The organism is Dactylosporangium siamense, assembly GCF_016862795.1.
GTDB classification, from domain to species: Bacteria; Actinomycetota; Actinomycetes; order Mycobacteriales; family Micromonosporaceae; genus Dactylosporangium; species Dactylosporangium siamense.
This window is the reverse complement of sequence record NZ_BONQ01000083.1, coordinates 1-24,024: the sequence shown is the minus strand read 5'-3', so window position 1 is coordinate 24,024 and position 24,024 is coordinate 1. Positions and strand designations below refer to the sequence as shown.

The 24,024-nt window shown below is 71.8% G+C and carries 22 protein-coding genes; 12 read left to right on the top strand and 10 right to left on the bottom strand.

All coding sequences use genetic code 11. The features are described 5' to 3' along the window. Positions 1-16: 16 nt before the first annotated feature. Entirely contained in the window at positions 17-388 is a 372-nt protein-coding gene (locus tag Dsi01nite_RS26925) for a YciI family protein (RefSeq protein WP_203849064.1), read from the top strand. Here the strand turns inward: Dsi01nite_RS26925 and Dsi01nite_RS26920 are convergent. Continuing rightward, complete coding sequence (locus Dsi01nite_RS26920) at positions 372-1,082, bottom strand: RluA family pseudouridine synthase (protein ID WP_203849063.1); 711 nt, start codon at positions 1,080-1,082, stop codon at positions 372-374. The two genes, Dsi01nite_RS26925 and Dsi01nite_RS26920, sit on opposite strands and share 17 nt — an antisense overlap. Positions 1,083-1,099: 17 nt before the next feature. Here Dsi01nite_RS26920 and Dsi01nite_RS26915 point away from each other — a divergent pair, with 17 nt between their 5' ends. Both Dsi01nite_RS26915 and Dsi01nite_RS58935 read left to right on the top strand, forming a co-directional pair. Further along, the gene (locus tag Dsi01nite_RS26915; protein WP_239136194.1) at positions 1,100-1,966 is read left to right on the top strand and encodes an RNA polymerase subunit sigma-70; all 867 of its coding nucleotides are present in this window, start codon (positions 1,100-1,102) and stop codon (positions 1,964-1,966) included. A gap of 70 nt (positions 1,967-2,036) precedes the next feature. Beyond that, a complete protein-coding gene (locus Dsi01nite_RS58935) occupies positions 2,037-2,813 on the top strand; it encodes a CsbD family protein (RefSeq protein WP_203849062.1) in 777 nt (258 codons plus the stop codon). A 54-nt stretch (positions 2,814-2,867) separates the two neighbouring features. Here the strand turns inward: Dsi01nite_RS58935 and Dsi01nite_RS26905 are convergent, their stop codons facing one another. The 4 genes from Dsi01nite_RS26905 to Dsi01nite_RS26890 all read right to left on the bottom strand — a co-directional run bounded on the left by Dsi01nite_RS26905 (position 2,868) and on the right by Dsi01nite_RS26890 (position 6,851). Then, entirely contained in the window at positions 2,868-3,278 is a 411-nt protein-coding gene (locus Dsi01nite_RS26905; protein ID WP_203849061.1) for an SPW repeat domain-containing protein, read from the bottom strand. A 35-nt stretch (positions 3,279-3,313) separates the two neighbouring features. Then, positions 3,314-4,903 carry a glycoside hydrolase family 10-like protein gene (locus Dsi01nite_RS26900; RefSeq protein ID WP_239136193.1) on the bottom strand — a complete coding sequence of 530 codons (1,590 nt, stop codon included), beginning with the start codon at positions 4,901-4,903 and terminating at the stop codon, positions 3,314-3,316. Between the two features lie 43 nt (positions 4,904-4,946). After that, positions 4,947-6,158 (bottom strand): DUF4407 domain-containing protein, encoded by a 1,212-nt coding sequence (locus Dsi01nite_RS26895; protein ID WP_203849059.1) that lies wholly within the window; start codon positions 6,156-6,158, stop codon positions 4,947-4,949. A gap of 102 nt (positions 6,159-6,260) precedes the next feature. Then, positions 6,261-6,851, bottom strand: coding sequence for a GNAT family N-acetyltransferase (locus Dsi01nite_RS26890; RefSeq protein WP_203849058.1), 591 nt, complete (start codon positions 6,849-6,851; stop codon positions 6,261-6,263). Positions 6,852-7,069: 218 nt separating this feature from the next. Between Dsi01nite_RS26890 and Dsi01nite_RS26885 the strand changes: the two genes are divergently transcribed. The 4 genes from Dsi01nite_RS26885 to Dsi01nite_RS26870 all read left to right on the top strand — a co-directional run bounded on the left by Dsi01nite_RS26885 (position 7,070) and on the right by Dsi01nite_RS26870 (position 11,596). Continuing rightward, positions 7,070-8,152: a helix-turn-helix transcriptional regulator gene (locus Dsi01nite_RS26885; RefSeq protein WP_203849057.1), complete on the top strand. Its 1,083-nt coding sequence runs from the start codon at positions 7,070-7,072 to the stop codon at positions 8,150-8,152. Beyond that, positions 8,149-9,282, top strand: a complete 1,134-nt coding sequence (locus Dsi01nite_RS26880) for a hypothetical protein (RefSeq protein WP_203849056.1) — start codon at positions 8,149-8,151, stop codon at positions 9,280-9,282. Before Dsi01nite_RS26885 ends, Dsi01nite_RS26880 begins: the two co-directional genes overlap by 4 nt. Before the next feature lie 101 nt (positions 9,283-9,383). Then, positions 9,384-10,853, top strand: coding sequence for a glutamate-cysteine ligase family protein (locus Dsi01nite_RS26875; RefSeq protein ID WP_203849055.1), 1,470 nt, complete (start codon positions 9,384-9,386; stop codon positions 10,851-10,853). Beyond that, positions 10,850-11,596: an enoyl-CoA hydratase/isomerase family protein gene (locus Dsi01nite_RS26870; RefSeq protein WP_203849054.1), complete on the top strand. Its 747-nt coding sequence runs from the start codon at positions 10,850-10,852 to the stop codon at positions 11,594-11,596. The genes Dsi01nite_RS26875 and Dsi01nite_RS26870 overlap by 4 nt, the downstream gene beginning before the upstream one ends. A 7-nt stretch (positions 11,597-11,603) precedes the next feature. Here Dsi01nite_RS26870 and Dsi01nite_RS26865 read toward each other — a convergent pair whose 3' ends face one another. The 3 genes from Dsi01nite_RS26865 to Dsi01nite_RS26855 form a co-directional block, all read right to left on the bottom strand. Further along, positions 11,604-12,824 carry a bifunctional glycosyltransferase family 2/GtrA family protein gene (locus tag Dsi01nite_RS26865; protein WP_203849053.1) on the bottom strand — a complete coding sequence of 407 codons (1,221 nt, stop codon included), beginning with the start codon at positions 12,822-12,824 and terminating at the stop codon, positions 11,604-11,606. A gap of 107 nt (positions 12,825-12,931) precedes the next feature. Next, positions 12,932-14,890 (bottom strand): ArnT family glycosyltransferase, encoded by a 1,959-nt coding sequence (locus Dsi01nite_RS26860; protein ID WP_203849052.1) that lies wholly within the window; start codon positions 14,888-14,890, stop codon positions 12,932-12,934. Positions 14,891-14,931: 41 nt separating this feature from the next. Next, positions 14,932-15,429, bottom strand: a complete 498-nt coding sequence (locus tag Dsi01nite_RS26855; RefSeq protein ID WP_203849051.1) for a winged helix-turn-helix transcriptional regulator — start codon at positions 15,427-15,429, stop codon at positions 14,932-14,934. 66 nt (positions 15,430-15,495) lie between these two features. On the opposite strand from Dsi01nite_RS26855, the gene Dsi01nite_RS26850 reads away from it, so the two are divergent. From Dsi01nite_RS26850 to Dsi01nite_RS26835, 4 genes are all read left to right on the top strand, one after another. Next, positions 15,496-16,002, top strand: a complete 507-nt coding sequence (locus Dsi01nite_RS26850) for a PaaI family thioesterase (RefSeq protein ID WP_203849050.1) — start codon at positions 15,496-15,498, stop codon at positions 16,000-16,002. Positions 16,003-16,305: 303 nt separating this feature from the next. After that, positions 16,306-18,024 carry a S8 family serine peptidase gene (locus tag Dsi01nite_RS26845; RefSeq protein WP_239136192.1) on the top strand — a complete coding sequence of 573 codons (1,719 nt, stop codon included), beginning with the start codon at positions 16,306-16,308 and terminating at the stop codon, positions 18,022-18,024. 31 nt (positions 18,025-18,055) lie between these two features. Continuing rightward, entirely contained in the window at positions 18,056-20,545 is a 2,490-nt protein-coding gene (locus Dsi01nite_RS26840) for a putative bifunctional diguanylate cyclase/phosphodiesterase (RefSeq protein WP_203849048.1), read from the top strand. Between the two features lie 11 nt (positions 20,546-20,556). Beyond that, the gene (locus Dsi01nite_RS26835; RefSeq protein WP_203849047.1) at positions 20,557-21,255 is read left to right on the top strand and encodes an NRDE family protein; all 699 of its coding nucleotides are present in this window, start codon (positions 20,557-20,559) and stop codon (positions 21,253-21,255) included. 39 nt (positions 21,256-21,294) lie between these two features. Here Dsi01nite_RS26835 and Dsi01nite_RS26830 read toward each other — a convergent pair whose 3' ends face one another. Both Dsi01nite_RS26830 and Dsi01nite_RS26825 read right to left on the bottom strand, forming a co-directional pair. Then, complete coding sequence (locus Dsi01nite_RS26830) at positions 21,295-22,152, bottom strand: SDR family NAD(P)-dependent oxidoreductase (protein ID WP_203849046.1); 858 nt, start codon at positions 22,150-22,152, stop codon at positions 21,295-21,297. Further along, positions 22,149-22,814 carry a DUF998 domain-containing protein gene (locus Dsi01nite_RS26825; RefSeq protein ID WP_203849045.1) on the bottom strand — a complete coding sequence of 222 codons (666 nt, stop codon included), beginning with the start codon at positions 22,812-22,814 and terminating at the stop codon, positions 22,149-22,151. Before Dsi01nite_RS26825 ends, Dsi01nite_RS26830 begins: the two co-directional genes overlap by 4 nt. Positions 22,815-23,016: 202 nt before the next feature. Between Dsi01nite_RS26825 and Dsi01nite_RS26820 the strand changes: the two genes are divergently transcribed. Then, positions 23,017-23,979, top strand: coding sequence for a LysR family transcriptional regulator (locus Dsi01nite_RS26820; protein WP_203849044.1), 963 nt, complete (start codon positions 23,017-23,019; stop codon positions 23,977-23,979). Positions 23,980-24,024: the final 45 nt, after the last annotated feature.

Below are 24,024 nucleotides of genomic sequence, written 5' to 3'. Positions count from 1 at the left end.
CTGATAGGAGACGGACATGCGCTACCTCGTGCTGCTGAAGGGGACCGCCCCGGGCACCCCGCCCCCGCCCGAGCTGATGGCCGCGATCATGAAGCTGGGCGAGGACGCCACCGCCGCCGGCGCGCTGCTGGACACCGCCGGGCTCGCCCCGAGCGTGGACAGCGCCCGGGTGACCGTGACCGGTGGCGCCCTCGACGTGATCGACGGGCCGTTCGCCGAGACCAAGGAGATGATCAGCTACGCGCTGTACCAGGTCCGGACCAAGGCCGAGGCCACGGAGTGGACGACCCGGTTCATGAAGCTGCACCGCGACCTGTGGCCCGGCTGGGAGGGCGACGCGGAGGTCCACCGGGTCTTCGGCCCCGAGGACTTCAGCCCGGCGGGATGACCGCGCCGGGGACGGGGGCCAGGAACTCCGCGGACGGCGGGGCCGACACCGTGACCCGCTCGTCGCCGAGGTCGAACGAGAGCCGCCACGCGTGCAGATGCGTCCGCCCCGTGGCGGCCTTGTCGAACAGCGGATCACCCAGGATCGGGTGACCGATCCAGGCCAGATGCACCCGGATCTGGTGGCGCCGGCCCGTCAGCGGGTTGGCGACCACCAAGGCGTGCCGCTCGTCCTGCCACGGCACCCGCAGCTCCGTCACCGACGGATACGTCGGGACCTGGTCGAACACGGCCCCGGCCGGCACCGACCAGGTCCCGTCGGCCAGGGCGATGCTCTCCCGGGCCGCCGCGATCCTGACCCGGTTCTTGCGCCCCACGCTCAACGGCAGGTCGATCCGCGCCTCCGCCGGCAGGCCACCGGGGCTCACCACGGCCAGGTAGGCCTTCGCCACGGTCCGCTTGTTGAACTGCCGGGTCAGCCCGCCGTGCGCGGCGAGGTCCTTCGCGAACAGGATCACGCCGGAGGTGACCTTGTCGATGCGATGCACCGGGAACAGGGTCTCGCCGGCGTCGGCGGCCATCCGCACCAGGTCCGTCTCGTGCCGCTCACCCATGACGGAGACACCGACCGGCTTGTCGAGCACCAGCACCGCGTCGTCCTCGAAGAGCACGCGCTTCCGGTAGTCCGCCCACATCGCCCTAACATACGGTGGTGGAGGAGTACCGCCGCGAGCTGGAGGTCCACTGCTACCGGATGCTCGGCTCGCTGCACGAGGCCGAGGACCTGGTGCAGGAGACGTACCTGAAGGCCTGGCGCGCCCGCGACGGCTTCGACGGGCGGTCGTCGGTGCGGACCTGGCTCTACCGGATCGCCACCAACGCCTGCCTCGACGCGCTCAAGGCCCGTCCTCGCCGCGCCCTCCCCGTCGACCTCGGCTCCGACGAGCCCGCCCTCTGGCTGGAGCCGATCCCCGACACCGTCCTCAACGCGGCGCAGGCCGGCCCGGAGGCCGCGCTGGTCGCGAAGGAGGGCGTCGAGCTGGCGTTCCTCGCCGCGCTGCAGCACCTGCCGCCCCGGCAGCGGGCCGTGCTGATCCTCCGCGACGTGCTGGAATGGCCGGCCGCGCAGACCGCGACCCTGCTGGACATGACCGTCCCGGCCGTCAACAGCGCCCTGCAACGGGCCAAGACCCGCATGCCCGCCCCGTCGAAACCGGCCACGGCCGCCGAGCATGAGGTCGCCCGCCGCTACGCCGACGCCTTCCAGCGCGGCGACATCCCGGCGATGGTCCGCCTCCTGGCCGACGAAGTCCGGGCCTCCATGCCGCCGCTGCGCATCTGGTACCGGGGACGGACGGCCGTCGAGCAGGCCCTCCGGGAAAGCCGTGCCGCCCTCGGCGAGGTCCGGGTCCGCTGCACCGCGGCGAACCGCCGGCCCGCCATGGTGTCCCACATCCGTCCACCGGGCGAGACGGACTGGCAGCCGTTCGCGGTGGGGATCCTGCACATCACCGCCGGCCGGATCACCGAACTGGTCGCCTTCCACGACCCCGCGGTCGTCGCCCGCTTCGACCGGTAGGGAAAGCCCCACCCACGATCGGCGGGCTGGCACGCGTGTCGCGGACGGCCGGAACGGGCACGGTTGAGGTGTGCAGTGGGCCTACGTCGTGATCTTCGTGCTGCTGGTGTTGGACTGTTTGCTGCCGGTGCTGCCGGCGGAGACCAGTGTCATCGCCGGCGGGGCGCTGGCGGCCGGTGGGCAGTTGCAGCTGCCGGTCGTGCTGGTCGCGACGGTGACCGCGGTCGCGGCGGGTGACCTCCTCACCCATGAGGCCGCCCGGCGGGGTGGGCGCCGGCTGTTCGGCAGGTGGACCCGCCGGGGACGGCCGCGGCGGGCCCTGGCGAAGACCACCTCGGCGCTGCATCGGTGGGGCGGCGGCATCGTGGCGGCGGGCCGGTTCGTGCCGATGGGGCGCACCACGGTCGCCCTCGTCACCGGGTATGCGAGGTTCCCGCGCCGGCGGTTCCTGCCCGCGCTGCTGCTCGGCGCGGTGCTGTGGAGCTGCTACATGGTGTCGCTCGGATACATCGGGGGTCGGGTCTTCGACCAGCCGTACGCCGCCGCGGGGGTGGGCAGTGTGGTGTCCCTCGCAGTGACGGCGGTGTTTGCGGTATGGCAAGCACGGGCACCCCTAAGAGCGCAAGGCAGGACCAAAACGGAAGGATCAGCGATGAGCTTCACGGACAAGGTCGAGCACAAGGCTGAAGAGCTCAAGGGTGCCGCCAAGGAGAAGTTCGGCGACGCCACCGACAATGAGCGGTTGCAGGCCGAAGGCGCCGCCGAGCGTGCCGCCGCCAAGGCGAAGCAGGCCGGCGACCACGTCAAGGACGCCGGCGCTGACGTCAAGGACGCGTTCACGAACTGACCGCACCTGACACCCATCGGGCCCGCCCTGTCTCGGGGCGGGCCCGAAGTCGTGTCAGGACGGGGCGGACAGCCCCGTGAAGATCAGCATGACCAGGCCGACGGCGAGGTCGTTGGCGGTCGGGGCGCTCCATCCGTACTGCAGGACCAGCGGCGCGACCAGCAGCCAGCCGCCGAGACCGGCGGTGACCCAGGCCAGGGCCGGGGTCGGGCGCAGCAGCCGGACCATGGTGACGATCGCGACGGCGATGCCGACGACCGTGTCGCCCCAGAACACGTCGTAGCGGCCGGCGCCGATGTAGCCGATCGGCACCGCGGACACCACCAGCCAGACCGCGGCCAGGAACACCACGGCGAGGAACGGGGCCGGCGAGGACTCCCGGCGTGCGGTGCGCTCCTCGACGTCGGCGGCGACCCGGGTGTGTGCGGGGGTGGTGAAGTCCTGGTCGGAGATGAAGCTGGTCATCGCTCAAACCTGGCGCGGTCCGGGATGAGGCGGGCTCACCTGGCCGGAGTGCTCTCGTTCCAGGAGCGGTCCAGCGCCGTCACGCAGTAGGTGCCGGCGGCGTCCGGGACGGTCAGCGAGCCGTCCCCGCCGCGGCGCACGGCCAGCAGGTTCGCCTTGGCGCCCTGCACGCGGTACACGGCCGAGTTGGTGCCCTTGCCCTTCCAGGTGAGCGAGGTGCCGGACAGCGACACGCTGGGCGGGGCGGGGATGTCGTCGGGCAGCTGCGTCATGATCGGCGGCAGTGCCGGCGTCGGGTAGAAGCTGGCCGCATACTTCGACACGGAGCCCAGGGCGTCGCTGCGCATGCTCTTGGCGCTGAAGTGGACGCTGCCGGTGACCTGCGGATACTTGCGGTTCAGGGCGAGCTGGCGGTCCAGTTCGCCGGCGTCGGACCAGGCGCCGGCCTGCCCGACGCGGTAGTCGGCCTGGCCGATCCACAGCTGCACGTCGGTGTCCTTGACCACGGCGGCCCACCAGGGCAGCAGCTTGGCGTAGTCGGCGACGTCGAAGCCGATGTTCCAGTACAGCTGCGGCACGATGTAGTCGAGCCACTCCCGCTGCACCCACAGGCGGGTGTCGGCGTAGATCTCGTCATAGGACTGCAGACCGCGGGTCGGGGATCCCGAGGGGTCGGTCCGGTCGTTGCGCCAGATGCCGAACGGGCTGATGCCGAACTTCACCCACGGCTTCAGCTTGCGGATCTTGTCGTGCATCTCCTGGACGAGCTTGTTGACGTTGTCCCGGCGCCAGTCGGCGCGGCTCATCCCGTTGCCGTACTGCGCGTAGGCGGCGCCGTCCGGATACTCCTGCTTGTTGACCGGGTACTGGTAGAAGAAGTCGTCGAAGTGCACGCCGTCGATGTCGTAGTTCTTGACCGCCTCGAGCATCGAGTCCTCGACGAACTCGCGGGCCGCCGGGATGCCCGGGTTGAAGTGCAGGCGGCTGCCGGTGGTGCCGGCCGCCGGGTAGACGACCGCCCATTCGGGGTGCTTGCGCAGCGGGTGGTCCGGGGCCAGGGCGTTGATGTCGGATCCGGCGCCGGCGGGCGCGGGCTGGCTGCCCCGGTACGGGTTGAACCAGGCGTGGAACTCCAGGCCGCGGGCGTGGGTCTCGTCGATCATCCAGCGCATGAGGTCGAAGCCGGGAGCCTTCCCCCGTACCCCCGTGATCCACTCGGACCACGGCGCGTACTTCGACGGCCACAGGGCATCACCGCTGGGGCGCACGTGGACGAAGACCGCGTTGAGGTTGCGCTTCCCGGCGAGGTCGAGCCAGCCCAGGTACTCGGACTTGATCTGCTCGTCGGGCAGCCCGGGGCGGCTCGGCCAGTCGATGTTCTCGACCGTGGTGATCCAGATGCCGCGCAGCTCCCGGGGCGCGCTCAACGGGACCCCGTCGCAGCGCAGGTCGCCGCGGGGCCTGGACCGGTCGGCGCGTTCCTCGCCGCGCCCCGACGGCGTGGCGTTGGACGAGGTGGAGCTGACCCAGACCGCCCGGACGGCGCCGACGCCGGCGACCACCGCGAGGACGATGCCGATCACGATCGGTAGCACCGGGGGGCGGCGGGGCAGGCTGTGACGCACGTCGACCAGTCTGCCCGGTCCCGAAGCCCCCATTGCAAGCGATTCAGGAACTTCTGGACGAAGAGGGGAGGGACTGGTCCTCCAGTTCCGCCATCAGGCGGGCGGTGGCCTGTTCGACCGCGGCATCGACCAGGCGCCGCTCCGCGACCACGGTGTCCAGGCCGTCGCCGGCGACCTCCCGGGCGGCCCCGGCGACGCGGAGCTCCTGCTCGTGGCGTTTCGTGGCGGTCAGCTCCTGGCGGCGGGCGGCGCGGGCCTCGGTGCGCTCGTAGGCGTTGCCGTGCGACACCAGCTTCAGCCACACGGCCGCGCAGTCCAGGCAGACCAGCAGCGCGGCGACGCCGAGGTAGAAGAAGCCGAACCCCCAGAAGTCGCTCTTGACCAGGTGCCACATCGCCGTGGTGCGGGCACCGAAGCCGGCGCCGGCCTCCACCGAGCGCCGGTTGTCGGACCGTTGCTCGGCGATCTGCCCGTTGAGCGCCGATATCTGCTTCGCGCGGTCCAGCCGGGCACTTTCCTGCGTTCTCTGTAACGTGGCGGCCTCGTCGTCGAGCCGGGTGGCCTCCGCGCTCAGCGCCCGGGACTGCTGCACGAGGGTGTCGCAGAACCCGCCCGCGGGGCAGCCGGCCCGCCGGGTCACCCCGTCGGCGCGCGAGTCCGCGAGGGCCCGGTCGTATACCTCGGCCGCTTCCTGCCGTTTGCCCGCGGCGAGTTTGTGCAGGTCGTTGACGGCGGCGTCGTCGGCGGTGTCCTGCTGGCGCAGCGCGTCGACCTGCCCGGCGAAGGTGGCGATCGCGCCGGACTGTTCCAGCTGGATGAGCTGCCGGTTGTGCACGGTGCCGAGATACGCGTCGATCTCGCCCTTGTACCGGGCCAGCATGAGCGGCTCGGTGATGACGACCGCGAAGAGCAGGGCGAGCAGCAGCCGGCCGGCGTACAGGCCGAGCGTCCCCCGCCGCAGCAGCAGCCTCGGGTCGGGGGAGTCGAGGCTGTCGTAGCTGACCGCGACCCGGCCGACGACGGCCCGGTCGTAGGCGATCACGGCGGCCGCGACGGGCGGCCCGACCAGCCACTGCCACCAGGGATGGGCGTAGTTGGTGCTGGCGTCGACGAAGGTCGCGGCGCCGACGATCGCATAGATGCCGTACAGCAGGATGAAGACCCCGATCGAGCGGTACAGCGCCCGGTCGGTGTGCGTCCGCACGCTGGCGGGATTCACGTTGGCGACCCGGAGGAGCAGCGTGTGTCGGGCCATGACCCAGACGGTACGCGAGGATAAGTCGCATTTGTGGGCTTTTTCCAAGCCATGGACGCGGGCGGGGTCGTGCGTGCCGGCTTGCAGGACCCCGCCCTGCGCTCACTCCTGACCGTCCAGATCGACCAGGTCCTTCACCAGAATCCTGCACAGCTCGGGCTCGCGGACCTCAAGCTCGCCCTTGAAAACCACGTAGTACGTGTCGACCAGGCCGTGCGGCCACTCCGCGAACCCCAACCGCAGATACAGGCGCTCGGCATCGGCGTTGTCCAGGCTGATGCCGAGCGCCAACTGCGTGTGCCCCTGCTCCCGGACCAGCCGCTCGGCGGCGTGGACCAATGCGGTGCCGAAGCGGTTGTTGCGCAACGGCTCGACCACCCGCAGGCGGTTCAGCAACGGCACACCCGGCAGGTGTTTGCGCAGTTCGGCCTCTTCGGCGTCCTCGAACCATACGTAGACACAGCCCACGGCCTCGCCGTGCAGCCATGCCACCAGGAGGACGCCGTTGTCCTCGGACTGTCGTGCCATTCGTTCGGCGAAGAACGACGCGTCGCCGAACGCGGCGACCACGAGGTCGAGCTCAGGCTCGATCGCGGGTCTGACCTCCAGATGATCTGACAACACCAAGCAATAGTGCCTTCTCGTGCGACCACGGTCGATGAGCGCCGGGGTCGGGGCGGGGCGGCGATCCACCACCCCGACCCCGGCTCCGCATCGCCGGACCGTCCCCTCCACCGGTCCGGCAAATGCAGGTCACGGAATTTGCGGCGACTTGCCTGACGTCAGACTAAACTTCAGTCCAAGCTGAAGCAACGCATCGACCGCAGCCGTTTGACCAGCGGTTTGCTATGGTGAACGCCGTCAGGAATGTTCATCCAGGTTCTGAAGTCCGGATCTTCCTAAGGATGCTCATGGCGGCGTCGACACAGAATGCGAAAGCCAGGCTGGCGGTCCGACTGAAGTCGCTGCGGACCGATGCGGACGCACTGACCCAGAGCCAGCTCGCCAAGGCGCTCGGCGTCAGCGCGCCCCTCATCTCGTCGTGGGAGTCCCCGGGCAAGCCCGACCTGCCGCCCATCGGGCGGATCAGCTCCTACGCGCGGCTGTTCTGCACTGAGCGTTCCTTCGCCGACGGCCGGGTCCGGCTCATCGGCGAGGACGACCTCGACCACGACGAGCAGGCCCGCCGCCGGGAGCTCGAAGAGGAGCTGCTGACGCTGCGCGACGCCGCCAACGGCAGCACCGCCGGCCCGATCCGGCCCGCCGACGAGGACCTGCGCCGGCTGCACAGCGGGCCGCTGTGCTTCGCCGACAACCGCCCGATCACCATCGTCTGCGCCCGGCTCCCACCCGAGTTCCGGCGCAACATGCCTTACGTCGACCCGGCCGAGCCCGACTACACGGAGTCGTACACCTACGCCGACCTCGACACACTGCTCGAACTGCACGGCCACATCCGCGCCGCCAACCCCCTCAGCGTCATCCACATCCGCGCCGACGACGCCCTGTCCGCCGACGACCTCACCACCCACCTCGTGCTCCTCGGCGGCGTCGACTGGAACCTCCTCACCCGCGACCTGCTCGGCCGCCTCGACGTGCCCGTGTCACAGCACGACCGCCTCGGCGACGACGAGACCGGCGCCGCGTTCCAGGTCCGCCACGGCGACGACGTCCAGATCTTCGCCCCGACGCTGGTCGATGGCCGGCTCGTCGAGGACGTCGCGCACTTCTACCGCGCGCCCAACCCCTACAACCGGCTCCGGACCGTCACGATCTTCAACGGCATGTTCGGCCGGGGCACCTACGGCGCGGTGCGCTCTCTGACCGACGAGAGGTTCCGCGACCGCAACGGTGGGTACCTCGCAGCACGGTTCGCGTCTCGCGATACCTTCAGCATCCTCACGTCGGTGCAGATCGTCAGAGGGGAAGTCTTGACACCTGACTGGACGGTCCCCGAGACCCGGCTGCACGAATGGCCGGAGCCTACGGAGTGACCCGAGGGCCGCAACCGGTCCCACCGCGGGTGCACGCGCACCACGCGTCGCACACGCGACTGCTCAGCACCGCCACCGTCCGCTCGGCCCGGCCCGCCGGCGTCAACGCGGTCATCGTGCCGACCGCCCGGCCCTACGGCTACCTGCGCGACGCCGCCGAGCTCGTCAAGGAACTCAACTGCCAGCTCATCGTGCTGTGCAGCAAGTGGGCCGACGCCGGCCGCGCCCTCGACCTCGCCGCCGACGTCGGCGTCCGGGTGGTCACCGTCGACATCGACGACGACCAGCCGCGGCTGCCCGACCTGCGCACCTCGTCGATGCTCGACGAGCAGCGCTGGCGGCGCTTCTCCCGCAAGACCGACACCAGCCTCAAACGCAACGTCGGGCTCGCCCTCGCCCGCATGGTCGGCTGGCGCTTCGTGCTCTTCCTCGACGACGACATCCGCGTCGAGGAGCCCGGCGACATCTGGGACGCCGCCGCCCTCGCCGAGACCCACGCCGCCGTCGGCCTGGTCAACCAGGGCTTCCCGGACAACTCCGTGGTCTGCCACGCCTACCGCAGGACCGGCGGCATCCAGGGCACGTTCGTCGGCGGGGGAGCCCTGGTCGTCCAAGTCAACCGGACCACCTCGTTCTTCCCAAACATCTACAACGAGGACTGGTTCTTCCTGCTCAACGGGCATGGCATCGACCCCGTCACCACGGTCGGCAAGGTCACCCAGAAGGAATACGACCCGTTCCGCGACACCGTCCGGGCGCGCGGCGAGGAGTTCGGCGACACCCTCGCCGAAGGCGTCTACGCCCTCCTCGACGACGGCAAGACCATCGACGCCGCCGACGCCGGCTACTGGGAGGCGTATCTCAGCGTCCGCCGTGACTTCATCCAGCAGGTCCTGCACCGCGTGCCCCGCGCGACCGTCGCCGACGAGGCGGAGCGGCAGCGGATGGCGGCCGCCCTCACCGGCGCGCACGGGCGCAGCCTCACCATCACCCCGGACCTGTGCGTCGAATACCTGCGGGCGTGGTCCGCCGACCGCCGGCTGTGGCAGTCCTGGCTCGGCAAGCTGCCGCACAAGCCGTCGGCCGAGGCGGCGCTGCGGTACCTCGGCCTGAAACCGCACGTCGCCTGAGCTCTCCTGGTTGGGACGCAGGAGTAAAAATCCGCGTCCCGTGGTATGCCAGATGCACGCACGGCACGGCACGGCTGCGGCTCCGGCGGAGGTGGGCATCCATGGGCAGGGACGTCGAAACGACCGAGTTCAGCCGGGAAGACCGCATGCGGTACCGCGACAAGGTGCGCCAGTGCCTCGACGCGTTCGCCAGGATGCTGGCCGACGCGCACTTCGAGGACGGCGACGGCATGAGCGGCCTGGAGATCGAGCTCAACCTCGTCGACGAGCGGCACGACCCCGCGCTGCGCAACCAGCGGGTCCTCGACGCCCTCGCCGACCCGGCGTTCGTCACCGAGCTCGGCCAGTTCAACATCGAGATCAACGTGCCGCCCCGGCGGCTCGCCGGCGACGGGCTCGCCAGGTTCGAGGACCAGGTCCGGGCCAGCCTCAACGCGGCCGATCAGCACGCGGCGAGCGTCGACACCCGGCTGGCGATGATCGGCATCCTGCCCACCCTGCGCCGCGACCAGCTCACCCCGGACGTGCTGTCGGCCAACCCCCGCTACTCGCTGCTCAACGAGCAGATCTTCGCGGCCCGGGGCGAGGACCTGCTGATCGCGATCGACGGGATCGAACGGTTGCACGTGCGCTGCGACTCGATCGCGCCGGAGGCCGCCTGCACCAGCGTGCAGTTCCACCTGCAGGTCAGCCCGCAGCAGTTCGCCGCGCACTGGAACGCGGCCCAGGCCATCGCCGGCGTCCAGGTCGCCCTCGGTGCCAACGCGCCCTTCCTCTTCGGCCGTGAGCTGTGGCGCGAGACCCGCATCCCGCTGTTCGAACAGGCCACCGACACCCGCGCCGAAGAGCTCAAGTCCCAGGGGGTGCGCCCCCGGGTCTGGTTCGGCGAGCGGTGGATCACCTCGATCTTCGACCTGTTCGAGGAGAACGTCCGCTACTTCCCCTCACTGCTGCCCATCTGCGAGGACGAGGACCCGATCGCCGTCCTCGACGGCAACGGCGTGCCGAAGCTCGGCGAGCTGCGACTGCACAACGGCACCGTGTACCGCTGGAACCGCCCGATCTACGACGTCGTCGACGGCAAACCGCACGTCCGCGTCGAGAACCGGGTCCTGCCCGCCGGGCCGACCGTCGTGGACAGCATGGCCAACGCCGCCTTCTACTTCGGCCTCGTCCGCCGCCTCGCCGAACAGGACCGCCCCGTCTGGACGCAGATGTCCTTCGGCGCCGCCGAGGAGAACTTCCACACCGCCGCCCGCAACGGCATCGACGCGTCCGTCTTCTGGCCCGGCCTCGGCGCCGTCCCCGTGACCGAACTCGTGCTGCGCCGCCTCCTGCCGCTCGCGCACGAAGGCCTCGACGGGTGGGGCGTCGACCCCGTGCATCGCGACCGGCTGCTCCGCGTCATCGAGCAACGCTGCCTGACCGCCCGCAACGGCGCATCCTGGCAGGTCGAGACCGTCCACCGCATCGCGGGCGCGGGTGAGATCGATCGCGACGACACCATGCGCAAACTGCTGGCGGAGTACCTTCCCAGAATGCATTCCAACGTGCCCGTCCACGAGTGGTGACCGGCGGCCTCGGAGGCTCCGGGGGCGCGGTCCGCGCGGACGTCGACGGCCCGGTCGCGACGCTGCTCATCGACAACCCGGGCAAGCGCAACGCGCTGACCGCCGCCATGTGGCGCGCCATCCCCCAGCTGCTGGCCGACCTCGCCGCCGACCCCGCCGTCAAGGTCGTGGTCGTCGCCGGGGCGGGCGGCACGTTCTGCGCCGGCGCCGACCTCGACGACGCGGCGGCAATCGCGGCCGACGGCGAGGACAGCGTCGCCGTGCACGCCGAGCGGGCCCTGGCCGCGTTTCCGAAACCGACCATCGCCCGCATCGACGGCTTCTGCGTCGGCGGTGGCTGCCAGCTCGCGGTCGCCTGCGACCTGCGGTTCGCCGGTGACGACAGCCGCTTCGGCATCACCCCGGCGAAGCTCGGCATCGTGTACCCGCGTTCGACCACCCGCCGCCTGGTCGCGCTCGTCGGCCCGTCCAGGGCGAAGCTGCTGCTCTTCACCGGCGAACTGCTCGACGCGCGGACCGCCGAGCGGATCGGCCTGGTCGACACCGTCGTCGCCGCCGACACCCTCGCGGCCACGGTGCGCGACACCGCCGCGGTGATCGCCGGCCGCTCCCAGCTCAGCGTCCACTCGGCCAAGGCGATCATCGACGGCTGGGACGGCCCGGTCCGGCAGAACCTCACGGAGGTGGCGGAGGGCATCGCGGCGTTCCGGCAGCGTCGCGCTCCGCGGTGGCCGTCCGGCTGAGCCGGTGTCAGGCCTGGCGGAACACCCACACCCGCATCAGCACGAAGCGCAGCACCGTCGCGGTCAGGTTGGCGATCACCAGCACCAGCACCTCCACCAGGTGCGGGTGGACCGGCGCGACCGACGACAGCAGCGCGAGGGAGCCCGAGGTCAGGGCCAGGCCGAGCGCGAACAGCAGCAGCCCCTGCGCCTGGTGCCGGCCGGCGTTCGCGGCGCCGCGAACGGCGAAGGTGACCCGCCGGTTGAGCGCGGTGTTGCCGACCGCGGTCACGAGCAGCGCCGCGAAGTTCGCCGCCTGCGCCCCGGCGAAGGGCCGCAGCAGCGCGAACAGCAGCAGGTACGCCGCCGTCGACAGCACCCCGACCGCGGCGAACCGCAGCAGCTGCGACGGCATCGCCGCCGGCACGCCCGCCGCGACGAGCGGTGCCCGGCCGAACTTCGAGCGCAGCGCCTGCAACGGCAGCGTCCCGTTCAGCAGGCCACGACCGAGGCGGGCGATGCCGCGGAGGTCGGCGACGGCGGTCGAGACGATGTCGACGCGGCTGTCCGGGTCGTCGACCCAGTCGACCGGGACCTCGTGGATGCGCAGCCCGGCCCGCTGAGCGAGGACCAGCAGCTCGGTGTCGAAGAACCAGCCGGTGTCCTCGACCAGCGGCAGCAGCTGCTCCGCGACGTCCTTGCGGATCGCCTTGAAGCCGCACTGCGCGTCGGAGAAGCCGACCTGCAGCGTCCCGCGCAGCAGCAGGTTGTACGACCTGGAGATGAACTGCCGCTTCGCGCCCCGCACCACGCGGGAGCCCCGGGCCAGGCGGGTCCCGATCGACACGTCGGAATGCCCCGACAGCAGCGGCGCGACCAGCGGCAGCAGCGCGTTGAGGTCGGTGCTCAGGTCCACGTCCATGTAGGCGAGCACCGGCGCGTCGGAGGCGTCCCAGGCCGCTCGCAGCGCCCGCCCGCGGCCCTTCTCCGTCAGGTGCAGCACCTCGACGCCGGTCAGGTCCCCGGCCAGGCCGGCGGCGACCGCGAGCGTCCCGTCGGTGCTGGCGTTGTCGGCGACGGTGATCCGAAAGGGATACGGGAAGGTCGCCGTGAGGTGCGCGTGCAGCCGGCGTACGCACGTGCCCAGGTCGCGCTCCTCGTTGTACACGGGGACGACCACGTCGAGCACGGCCGTGGCGGCGCTCGACGGGGTGATGGCGGCTGCGCGGGGAAGCGTCGTTGTGGTCATGCCACCAAGGTCGGTCCCGCACCTTCCGGCAGCTTGCGACGATCCTGCGCCCCACCTGTGAAAAGGGGCCGCCTCATGACGAGACGGCCCCGGTGTTTCGCGGGGGTTTACGACAGGTCGTACACGGTGACGCCGCCGACCGTCTGGGCGGTGTAGTTGGCCGCCACCCAGGCGGCGATCTCGGCGCTGACGCTGCTGCCGCCGTTGCTGCGGCCGCCGACGCCGGATCCGCCGATGAAGTAGTGGATCTCGCCGGCGGCGACGTGCTGCTGGAACTGCCCCAGGCTCGGGGCGGGGTCGCTGCCGTTGAAGCCGCCGATGGCCATCACCGGCAGTTCGGTGGCGAGCTGGTACCCCGACGCGCTGTTGGACCCGACGGCTGCGCCGACCCAGGTGTACCGCGACGCGTCGGCCCGCAGCAGCGCGACCAGTTCCGCGCTCGGGGTGGTGGCGTTGAGCAACCCGCCCATGCCGCCGCCGCCCATGCCCCCGCCCATGCCCGCGCCGCCGCCAGGAAAGCCCATGCCGCCGCCGGGTGCCGTTCCGCCGTTGCGGAAGCCACCCGGGCCTCCACCCGCGCCACCGCGACCGCCGCCGAAACCAGCACCGGCGACCGTGGGGCCGGCCGTGACGATCGAGCCGCTGTGCGGGGTGGCGACGGTGTTCATCGAGTAGGCGACCGGGCCCCCGAGCAGGGCGAACAGTGCCGCCGCCGCGGCGGCCAGCCCGACCCGCCGGCCCAGCCGCCGCCCGAGCTGCTGGCTGACCAGCAGGCCCGCCGCGCCCGCCGCCCCGGCCAGCAGGACCGCGACGCGCAGCCACGGGTGGAAGTCGGTGGCGCGGGTGAGCAGGACGTAGGACCAGATCGCGCTGATCGCGACCGTCGAGGCCAGGGTGAGCAGGGCGAGCAGGTTGTCCCGCCGGCGCCACAGGGTCGCCGTGCCCATCGCGACCAGCGCACCGATCGCGGGGGCGAGGGCCACGGTGTAGTAGTCGTGGAAGATGCCCTGCATGGTGCTGAAGACCACGACGGTCACCACCAGCCAGCCGCCCCACAGGACGTAGGCGGCCCTGCGCGTCGACCAGACCAGGCCGGCGACCAGGAAGATCAGCGCCGCCGGCAGCAGCCAGGACGCCTGCCCGCCGGTCTGCCCGTCGAACATGCGGGACCAGCCGGTCGCACCCCAGCCGCCGCCGTTGCCGCCGCCCCCGCCGACGCTGCCGGTCTCGTTGCCGGTGATGCGGCCCAGGCCGTTGTAGCCGAGCGTGAGCTCCAGGATCGAGTTGGTCTGCGAACCGCCGACGTAGGGCCGCCACGACGCCGGGGTCAGCTCGACGATCGCGATCCACCAGCCGGCCGAGACGACCAGCGCCGCGCCGGCGACGAGCAGTTGCCCGGCCCGGCGGCCCCAGCCGGTCGGCGCGAAGAGCAGGTATGCCAGGGCGAACGCGGGCACCACCAGCAGTGCCTGCAACATCTTGGTGAGGAAGCCGAAGCCGATGCTGCCCGCCGCGAACACCAGCCACCAGGTGCTGCCCCGCTCCAGGGCGCGGACCATGCCGTAGACACCGGCGACCAGCAGCAGCATGAGCAGCGCGTCGGGGTTGTTGAAGCGGAACATGAGCGTGGCGATCGGGGTCGTGGCGAGCACCGCGCCGGCGAGCAGCCCGGCCGCCGGGCCGTGCCAGCGGCGGACCGTCAGGTGCAGCACCCAGACGGTCGCCACCCCGATCAGCGCCTGCGGCACCAGGATGCTCCACGAGCTGAGCCCGAAGATCCGCACGGACAGCCCGGTCACCCACAGCGCCGCCGGGGTCTTGTCGACGGTGATGAAGTTCGACGCGTCCGACGAGCCGAAGAACCACGCCTTCCAGCTCTCGGAGCCGGCCTGCGCCGCCGCGGCGTAGAACGCGTTGCCCCAGCCGGAGGCGCTGAGGTTCCACACGTATGCCACGAGCGTGCCGGCCAGCAGCAGCCCCAGCGCCGGCCGGACCCAGGTGGGATCCCGAGGCGGCTGCGTGGAACTGTCGGCAACTGTCGGGCGGGTCAGCGTCGTCGTCGTCATGGTGCCGAGACTGCGGGCCGGCCCTGCCAGCAGCTTGCGCCCTACCTGTGGGCCGGCTGTGAGTCGGGGGTGCGCCGGCGGGCGCCGGGACCGGGGACCGGCACGACGTCGCGGGGGACGATCTCGTGGTGCCCGGCCTCGCAGATCAGCACCGCGTGCACGGGTGCGCCGCAGCCGCGGTGGATCATGTCCAGCGGCGGGCCCTCCGGGCCGGCCAGGTAGCGATCGCCCCACTCCCGGACGGCGACGAGCAGCGGGTACAGGTCGAAGCCCTTCTCGGTGAGCCGGTACTCGTCGCGGGCCCGCGAGCCGGGCTCCCGGTAGGTCACCCGGCGCAGGACGTCGTTGTCGACGAGCCTGCCGAGCCGGTTGGTGAGCACCTGGCGGGGGATGCCGGTGCGTTCGCGCATGTCATCGAAGCGGTGGATGCCGTTGAAGACCTCGCGCAGCACCACGAGGGTCCACTTCTCGCCGAGGATCGCCATCGCCGCGCCGATGGTGCAGTTGTCAACCGACCATTCCAGTGCCGCAGGTCTCATCCCGAAAGGCTAACCCGCACCTGAGTCTGATTGACAGATCCAGCCGCCGAAGGCCAGGCTGCATCTATGACGCAGACTCAGGATGGGGCACGCAGCCGCACGTTCACCTGGTCCGACCCGATGCTCAACGCAGCCGAGCTGGGCCGCCGCAGCGGACTGGAGCTGCTGCAGGCGATGGCCCGCGGCGAACTACCGGCGCCGCCGATCACCCACCTGATGGGCGCCGGGCGGATCGAGGCGGAGCTGGGCCGGGTCGTCGTGACACTCGAGCCCCAGGAGTTCCACTACAACCCCCTGGGCAGCGTGCACGGCGGGGTCCTGGCGACGCTGCTCGACACGGCCGCGGCCTGTGCGGTGCACTCGACGCTGCCGGCCGGTGTGGGGTACACCTCGCTCGACCTCACGACGAAGTTCCTGCGTCCGGCGTCGCTCGCGTCCGGCACGCTGACCTGCGAGGGGACCGTGCTGTCCAAGGGGCGGCGGACGGCACTGGCGCAGGCGGTGATCACCGACGCCCGGGGCGGGATGGTCGCGCACGCCACCTCCAGCTGCATGCTGTTCGACCTGGCGTGATGCTGTTCGACCTGGCGTGATGCTGCTCGTCCGGGCGTGATGCTGCTCGTCCGGGCGTGATGCTGCTCGTCCGGGCGTGATGCTGCGCGCTTCGGGCGTGATGCGGCTCGGCCTGAAGTGATCAACACCACGCTGCGTATGCACTGGGCGGCGAAGAGTGGCCGATCTGGTGACAACGCCGCGCAACGCTCTGCCCAACCATGGATCACGGCGAGTCGTCGACCCATGGAAGGGGACCGAATGCCAAGCAGACACCGGAGCGCAGTGGGGGCCGCAGCGGCAGCGATCATCTCGATCGCTGGTGTGGCCGTCCCGAGCGTGCCGGCAGCCGCAGCGCCACCGACGGCGTCGGCCGCCGACCAACTGACCCGCGTCATCGTCGCCTATGACGACGCCGACGCGGCCGCCCTCGCGGTCGACCGCGCGGGTGGGAAGGTCGGCCGGCCGTTGTCGATCGTGGAGAGCTTCGCGGCTGAGGTACCCGGCACGCAACTGTCCGCCCTGAGGAGCGCGCCCGGCGTGCGCTCCGTGACCCTCGACGGCGAGGTGGCCCTCCAGGCCGAGCGATGGCGCGCCGACGGCGACGCCAACTCGATGTTCAGCGTCGTGCGCGCGACCGGCGCGCTGGACGTGTGGAAGAAGAGCGACGCCAACGGCAAGCCGATCGGCGGCGCCGGCGTCGGCATCGCGCTGATCGACTCCGGCGTCTCGCAGGTCACCGGCCTCAACGACCCGACCCGGATCGTCAACGGCCCAGACCTGTCGTTCGAGTCGCAGTCGCCCAACCTCCGCTATGCCGACACCTTCGGCCACGGCACCCACATGGCCGGCCTGATCGCCGGCCGCGACCCCGGCACGAACTTCCAGACCGTCGACACGCCGACGAACTTCACCGGCATGGCGCCCACCTCGACGCTCATCAGCGTCAAGGTCGCCACCGCCGACGGCGCCACCGACGTCTCCCAGGTCATTGCCGGGATCGACTGGGTCGTCACGCACCGCAACGACCCTGGGCTCAACATCAAGGTGCTGAACCTGTCGTTCGGGACCGACACGTATCAGGACGAGAAGCTCGACCCGCTCTCCCACGCGGTCGAGGCGGCCTGGAAGAAGGGCATCACGGTCGTGGTCTCCGCCGGCAACGACGGCAAGACCCGCACCGCGCTGTCGATGCCGGCGGCCAACCCGTACGTCATCGCGGTCGGCGCCGCCGACTCGAAGGGCACCGAGTCGCGCTCGGACGACGTCCTGGCCGACTTCAGCACCCGCGGCAACACCACCCGCTCCGCCGACCTGACCGCTCCCGGTCGCTCGATCGTCGGGCTGCGGGACCCGGGTTCCTACGTCGACGTCAACTACCCGACCGGGCTGGTGCCCGGCGACTCGACCGGCCGGTACTTCCGTGGCAGCGGCAGCTCGCAGGCCGCGGCCATCACCTCCGGCGCGGCGGCGCTGCTGCTGCAGCAGCGTCCCAACCTCACCCCTGACCAGGTGAAGAAGCTGCTCGTCAGCACCGCCGACGCGATGACCGCCGGCGACGTCCTGGGTCGCGGATCCGGCCAGCTCAACATCAAGAAGGCGATCGAGGCGCCGACCCCGACCTTCACCCAGACCTGGGCGGCGTCGACCGGCACCGGCTCGCTGGAGTCGTCGCGGGGCTCCGCGCACGTCTCGGACCCGGTCACCGGCACCGAGCTGACCGGCGAGAAGGACATCATGGGCCAGGCCTGGACCGGCACCACCTGGGCCAGGGCGGCCACCGCCGGCACGGCGTGGACCGGCGGCACCTGGAACGGCGCGACCTGGACCGGCACCGCGCTGAACGGCAACTCCTCGACCGGACGCAGCTGGGTCGCGGTCGGTTGGAGCGGCAACAACTGGGCCGGACGCACCTGGAGCGGGCGCACCTGGAGCAGTGCCGTGTGGGACGGCCGCACATGGAGTGGTCGAACTTGGTCAGGTAGCACCTGGAGCGGCCGAACTTGGAGTGGAAGCTACTGGTCCGCCTCCATCTGGCAGTAATCGCACTACGAAGGCGACTTCCGGGACGGTCATGAAGAAAGCACGTGCGTGGAGTCGCCCGGACGCCCGGGTGGCGGCGCTCAGCCTCTGGCTGGGCGTCGCCACCGTCGTGGCGCACGGCCTCCGTATCCAGCACGGTGGCCTGCCATCCAGCGCCGACGCGTTGCCGCTGATCCTGCTCGGCGCCGCGTTCGCCGCGACCGAGGGCTTCGCCGTGCACATCAGGGTCCGCCGCGGCGGTCACGCGATGAGCCTCAGCGAGATCCCGATGGTCCTCGGCCTGCTGTCGGTCGACCCGACCCTGCTGCTCGTCGTGCGCCTGCTCGGCGGCGGTCTCGGCCTCGTCGTCCTGCGCCGCCAGCGCGGCGTCAAGCTCGGCTTCAACGTCGCCCTGCTCGGCGTGCAGACCACCACCTCGTCCGTGATGCTGCGGGCGCTCGCCGGCCCCGAGCCCGGCGACGTCGGACCGGTGCAGTGGCTCTACGTCCTGCTCGTCATGATGGTCTCCGACGTCATCGCGGCGGTCCTCGTCACCGCCGTCATCGCGCTGCACGACGACCCGAGCGAGTGGAAACGCCTGCCCAGCGCGCTGCGGGGGCTGCCGCTGGTCGCGATCACCACCAGCATCGGCCTGATCAGCACCCTCGCCATCGACCGTGACCCGCGGGCCATCGCGCTGCTGACGATCGTCTCCGGGGTCACGTACAAGGCGTACCGCTCCTACGTCAGCCAGAGTCAGGGCCACGAACAGGTCGAGGAGCTCTACGCCTTCACCCGCGCCCTCGACGGCGTCCTGGACACCGGTGGCGTCGCCCGCATCGTGCTCGAACAGGCCCGCGACCAGCTGCGTGCCGAACGCGCCGAGCTGATCATGCCCGGCCCGGACGGCACCCAGGTCCGGATGCGCATGCACGGCCGGCGCCAGCTCGACACCACCGTCCTGGACACGCTGCCCGAGACCGCCTGGTGGCAGCCCGCCCGCGCCGGCACCCCTGTCCTGGTCGCCAAGGGCAGCCGGGTCGTCGGCTCCATCGTCGACGGCATCGCCGTCCCCGTGCCGCTCAGCGACGGCGCCACCGGCGTGCTGTTCGTCGCCGACAGCCTCCCCGACATCCCGACCTTCGGCGAGCAGCACGTCCGGCTCTTCCAGGCCCTCGCCAACCACGCCAGCCTCTCCCTCACCAAGGCCAGGCTCCTGGACGAGCTGCGGCAGGAGGTCGCGCAGAAGGAGCACCTGGCGCTGTACGACCCGCTCACCGGCCTGGCCAACCGGCAACGCTTCCAGGCCCTCACCGACGCGCTGCGGGCCCAGGGCGCGCCCGTCGCGATGCTGCTCATGGACCTCGACCGGTTCAAGGACGTCAACGACGCGCTCGGCCACGACATCGGCGACACCCTCCTGCGTCAGGTCGGCGACCGGCTGCAGAGCCGCCTCGGCGACCGCGGCACCGTGGCCCGCTTCGGCGGCGACGAGTTCGCCGTGCTCCTGCCCGGCATCCGCACCCGCGAGGTCGCCGTGGCGGTCGGCGACGACCTCGCCGCCGCCATGGAACAACCGATCGCCATCGGCCACCTGCGCCTCAACGCCCGCGTCAGCATCGGCATCGCCCTCGCCCCGGAGCACGGCAACGACGCGAAGACCCTCATCCAGCGCGCCGACGTCGCCATGTACGTGGCCAAGACCACCCGCACCGGCGTGCGCGTCTACCAGCCCGACGACGACCGCAACAGCCCCCGCCGGCTCGCCATGGTCGCCGACCTGCGCGAGGCCATCCAGCGCCACGACCTCGTCGTCGTCTTCCAGCCCAAGCTCGAGACCGCCACCGGCATCGTCCGCGGCGCCGAGGCCCTCGCCCGCTGGCACCACCCCGCGCACGGCTTCGTCCCGCCGGACGAGTTCATCCCCCTGGCCGAGACCTCCGGGCTGATCCGACCGCTGACCCTGCACGTGCTGGAGGTCGCCCTGCGCCGCTGCGCGTCCTGGCGGCGGATGGGCCACGACATGCACGTCGCGGTCAACCTGTCGCCCAACAGCCTGCAGGAGGCGGACCTGCCCGACATCGTCGCCCGGCTGCTCGGCCAGGCTGGGGTGCCGGCCAGCGCCCTGACTCTGGAGATCACCGAGAGCAGCATCATGGACGACCCCGCCGGCAGCCTCGTCACGCTCGACCGCCTGCACGCCCTCGGGGTCAAGCTCGCCATCGACGACTTCGGCACCGGCTACTCCTCCCTCGGCCGCCTCCGCGAGCTCCCCATCCACGAGATGAAGATCGACAAGTCCTTCGTCCAGCGCATCGCCGTCGACCATCGGGACCGCGCGGTCGTGCGCTCCGCCGTGCAACTCGGACACGCCCTCGACCTCGAAGTCGTCGCCGAGGGCGTCGAGGACGAACAGACCCTCAACCACCTGCGCCTCGAGGGCTGCAACCTGGTCCAGGGCTACTTCATCTCCAAGCCCCTCCCGGCCGACGAGTTCGCCGACTGGCTGGCCGCACGGGTGCCCCAGCTCGGACAGGCATAACCTTCACCCGCATGTGCACCGTGCTCCTCCGCTTCGACCCCGCCGCCGCCTGGCCCGTCCTGCTGGCCGCGGTCCGCGACGAGTACCTGGCCCGCCCCTGGGAGCCGCCCGCCGAGCACTGGCCGGGCCGCTGGGGAGGCCGGGACAGCACCGGCGGCGGGACCTGGCTCGCCGTCGACCCGGCTGGTCCGGTCGTGACCGCCCTGCTCAACGGCTTCCCACCTCTGCCGCCCCTCGGTGACCGCCCGACCCGGGGCACCCTGCCGCTGGCCCCGTTGCCCGAGGACTTCTCCGGTTTCGACGCCTTCCATCTGGTACGAGCAACGCCCGCTTCGGTTACCGTGCTGTCCTGGAACGGCGCCGACCTCGCGCATCAGTCGTTGCCCCCGGGCGACCACGTGATCGTCAACCAGGGCGTCGACGTCAACACCTTCGCCCCGCTGCACGCCGCCGCCAGCCCTGACCCGGTCCCCGGCCGCCCCACCGCCGACGCGTGGGGCGACTGGGTCCCCCTCCTCGCGGGCGGCACCTTCACCGGCGCCGCCCCGCGACCGCTGCTCGTGCACCGCGAGGTCGACGGCCTGGAGTACGGCTCGGGCTCCGCCAGCCTGGTCGCCCTGCGCCACGACGCCGCCCGCTACGACTTCGCCACCACCCCCGGCCCCACCACCACCTGGCACGAGATTCCCCTGCCCTCGACGCTGCGATAGCGGGCGATCGCGCAACGACGCCGTGCCGGCGATCCGGCCCTAGGCGGGATCGCCGGTGGCGGTGAGGGAGGACTGCCAGAGGCGCTCGGCGCGGTGCGGGGAGGTCGCGCGAGGGGTGGCGGCGAAGGGCTGGCGCAGGAAGTAGTAGCCGCCCGGGGACAGGTCGTGCGCCGGGGCGTCGGCGAGCCAGAGCAGGGTGTCGGTCGCGCGGTGCGGGGAGGCGAACAGCACCGGGATCAGCTTGCCGAGCATGAACAGCGGGCTGGTGGTGGCGAAGCGGCTGCGCACCAGGCCGGGGAAGAACGCGGTCGGCAGGATGCCCAGCGGGGTCCAGCGGCGGGCGGCCTCCACGGTGAACAGGACGTTGGCCTGCTTCGAGGAGCCGTACGCGAGCCAGCGGCTGCGATGCCACAGCGACTCCCGCAGCGGGCGGTCGACGTCCAGGACGCCCCAGGCCTCGGCGAGGGAGGCGGTCGTGATCAGGCGGGCCGGGTGGCCGGGGGTGGCGGCGGCCTTGAGGTGCTCCAGCAGCAGGTGGGCCAGTTCGAAGCCGGCCAGGTGGTTGACCCGCAGGCAGGTCGCCCCGCGGAACAGGCCGCCGGCGTTGTTGACCAGCACGTCGACGCGGTCGCAGGCGGCCATGACCCGCGCGGCGGCGATGCGGACCTGGGACGGGTCGGCGAAGTCGGCGCGGATCGCGAGCGGCTCCTGCATCCCGTCGGTATCGCCCGCGCCGGGAGCTGAGGCAGCGGCGGCGTGGGTTGCCTTCAGGGCGACCGACAGCCGGGTCTCGTTGCGGCCGAGGAGGATCACCCGGTCGCCGGCGGCGGCGAAGCGCTTGGCCGCGGCGAGGCCGATGCCGGCGCTGCCGCCGGTGACGACGACGGTGCGGGTCACGGTTTCGCGCGGACGTGCACGGCGGCGGTATGCACGAGCCAGGCCGAGACGGCGGCGAGGGCGGCACGCTCCATCAGGCCCGTGAACAGGCCGCGGCCCAGGAGCAGGATGCCGATCGCGGACAGGATCAGCGGCGGGAAGGCCAGGAGCACGCCGAGGCGGCCCGCCCGGCGCAGGGTCGTGGCGTCGGGTTGGGTGGCGTACACGAGGATCGCGAGCGCGCAGAGCAGCAGCGCGCCGATCGCCCCGGTGGCGTGGATCAGGTCCCGCGGTTGGGGTGACTCGTACGGTGGCAGCGGGCAGCCGGGAGAGCACGTGACGGCTCCGGACAGGGCGGCCAGGGGAGCGGCCAGGGTGAGCGCGGCGGCGGCCAGTCCGGTCGGCACGGCGGCGGCGAGGCGCCGGCCTGTTCCTGTCCAGAGCCGGCCTGTTCCTGTCCAGAGCCGGCCGGTGTGCCGGGCCGGCACCGCCAGCAGCGCCAGGGACGCCGCCAGCAGCAGCATGCTGCACCGGTAGAGCGTCGGGTGGGGTGCGCCGGCGACGCCGGACTCGCTCACGTAGCGCCACGGCGCCGAGCCGGCCACGGAGACGGCCAGCCCGATCGCGCCGGTCACCGCGGTCGCGGTGGCGGCACCGGCGCACCAGCGGCTGGGGGAGGGCACCCACCCAGCCTACGGCTCAGTGGTGGACGTGGTGGTCGTGGTGCTGGTGGACCACGGGGTTTCCATAGCACGACCGCATACTCCCGGGGGGTATGGCGGCAAACGACAGAAGTGTTTCGATGATGTGTCGATCTGCGAAAACGGTGAGTCTCGATACCTTCGGGGTCTTCTCCCCATCCGGTAGACGTCCTACCGTCTGCATATGGATCTGGAGCTGCGGCACCTGCGGGTCGTTTGCGCGATCGCGGATGCCGGCAGTGTCACCAAGGCCGCCTCGATGCTGGGGCTCGCCCAGCCGGCGTTGACCGCCCAGTTGCAGCGCATCGAGCGCGCGCTCGGCGGGCTGCTGTTCGAGCGGGACCGGCGCGGGGCCCGGGCGACGCCGCTGGGTGAGCTGGTGCTCGCCAGGGCGAGGGTGCTGCTGCCGGCGGTGAAAGGCCTGCAGGACGAGGCGACCCGGCTGGCCAGCACGAAGGACCCTGCCGGGCGGTACCGCATCGGCGCCGTCAACGGCCCGATCCTGGGCGGCCTGGTCCACCGGATCAGCAGCAACCACCCGGGCGCCCAGGTGAGCACGCACGCGTCGTGGTCGGCGTCCGAGCTCGGCGACCAGATCCTCGCCGGCAAGCTCGACTTCGTCCTCGTGGGCGCCTGCGGCGACGCGCCACCGGCGACGGACAACGGCCTGGCCTGGCGGGTCGTGGCCGCCGACCCGGTGTTCCTGCTGCTGCCGGAGGGGCACCACCTGGCCGACCGGGACGAGGTCGACCTGGCCGAGCTCGCCGACGCGCAGTGGGTCGCGGCGCCCGGCGACGGCTGCTTCTCGGCCTGCCACGCGGCGGCCTGCGCCCGGGCCGGCTTCACGCCGAAGGTGCTCTTCGAGACCGAGGTCCGCGGCGCGATCGACCTGATCGAGTCCGGCGACGCGGTCGGGCTGTGCCAGGCGACGCTGCGCCCGATGGCGGGCCTGGCCGCGGTGCCGATCGTGGGCGCTCCGCTGCACTGGCGGCAGATGCTCGGCTGGCTGCCCGACGGGCCGGCCGCCAGCGTCGCCGGGCAGGTGTGGGCGTATGCGATCGAGGCGTATGCCGACGCGGTGCGCAAGAACGACCGCTACACCGCCTGGCTGGGGCGGCACCCCGACAGAAGGGGGCTGGCCCTGTAGGACCAGCCCCCTCGGGGTAGCAGCCGCGCCTATCCGGTGAAGGTC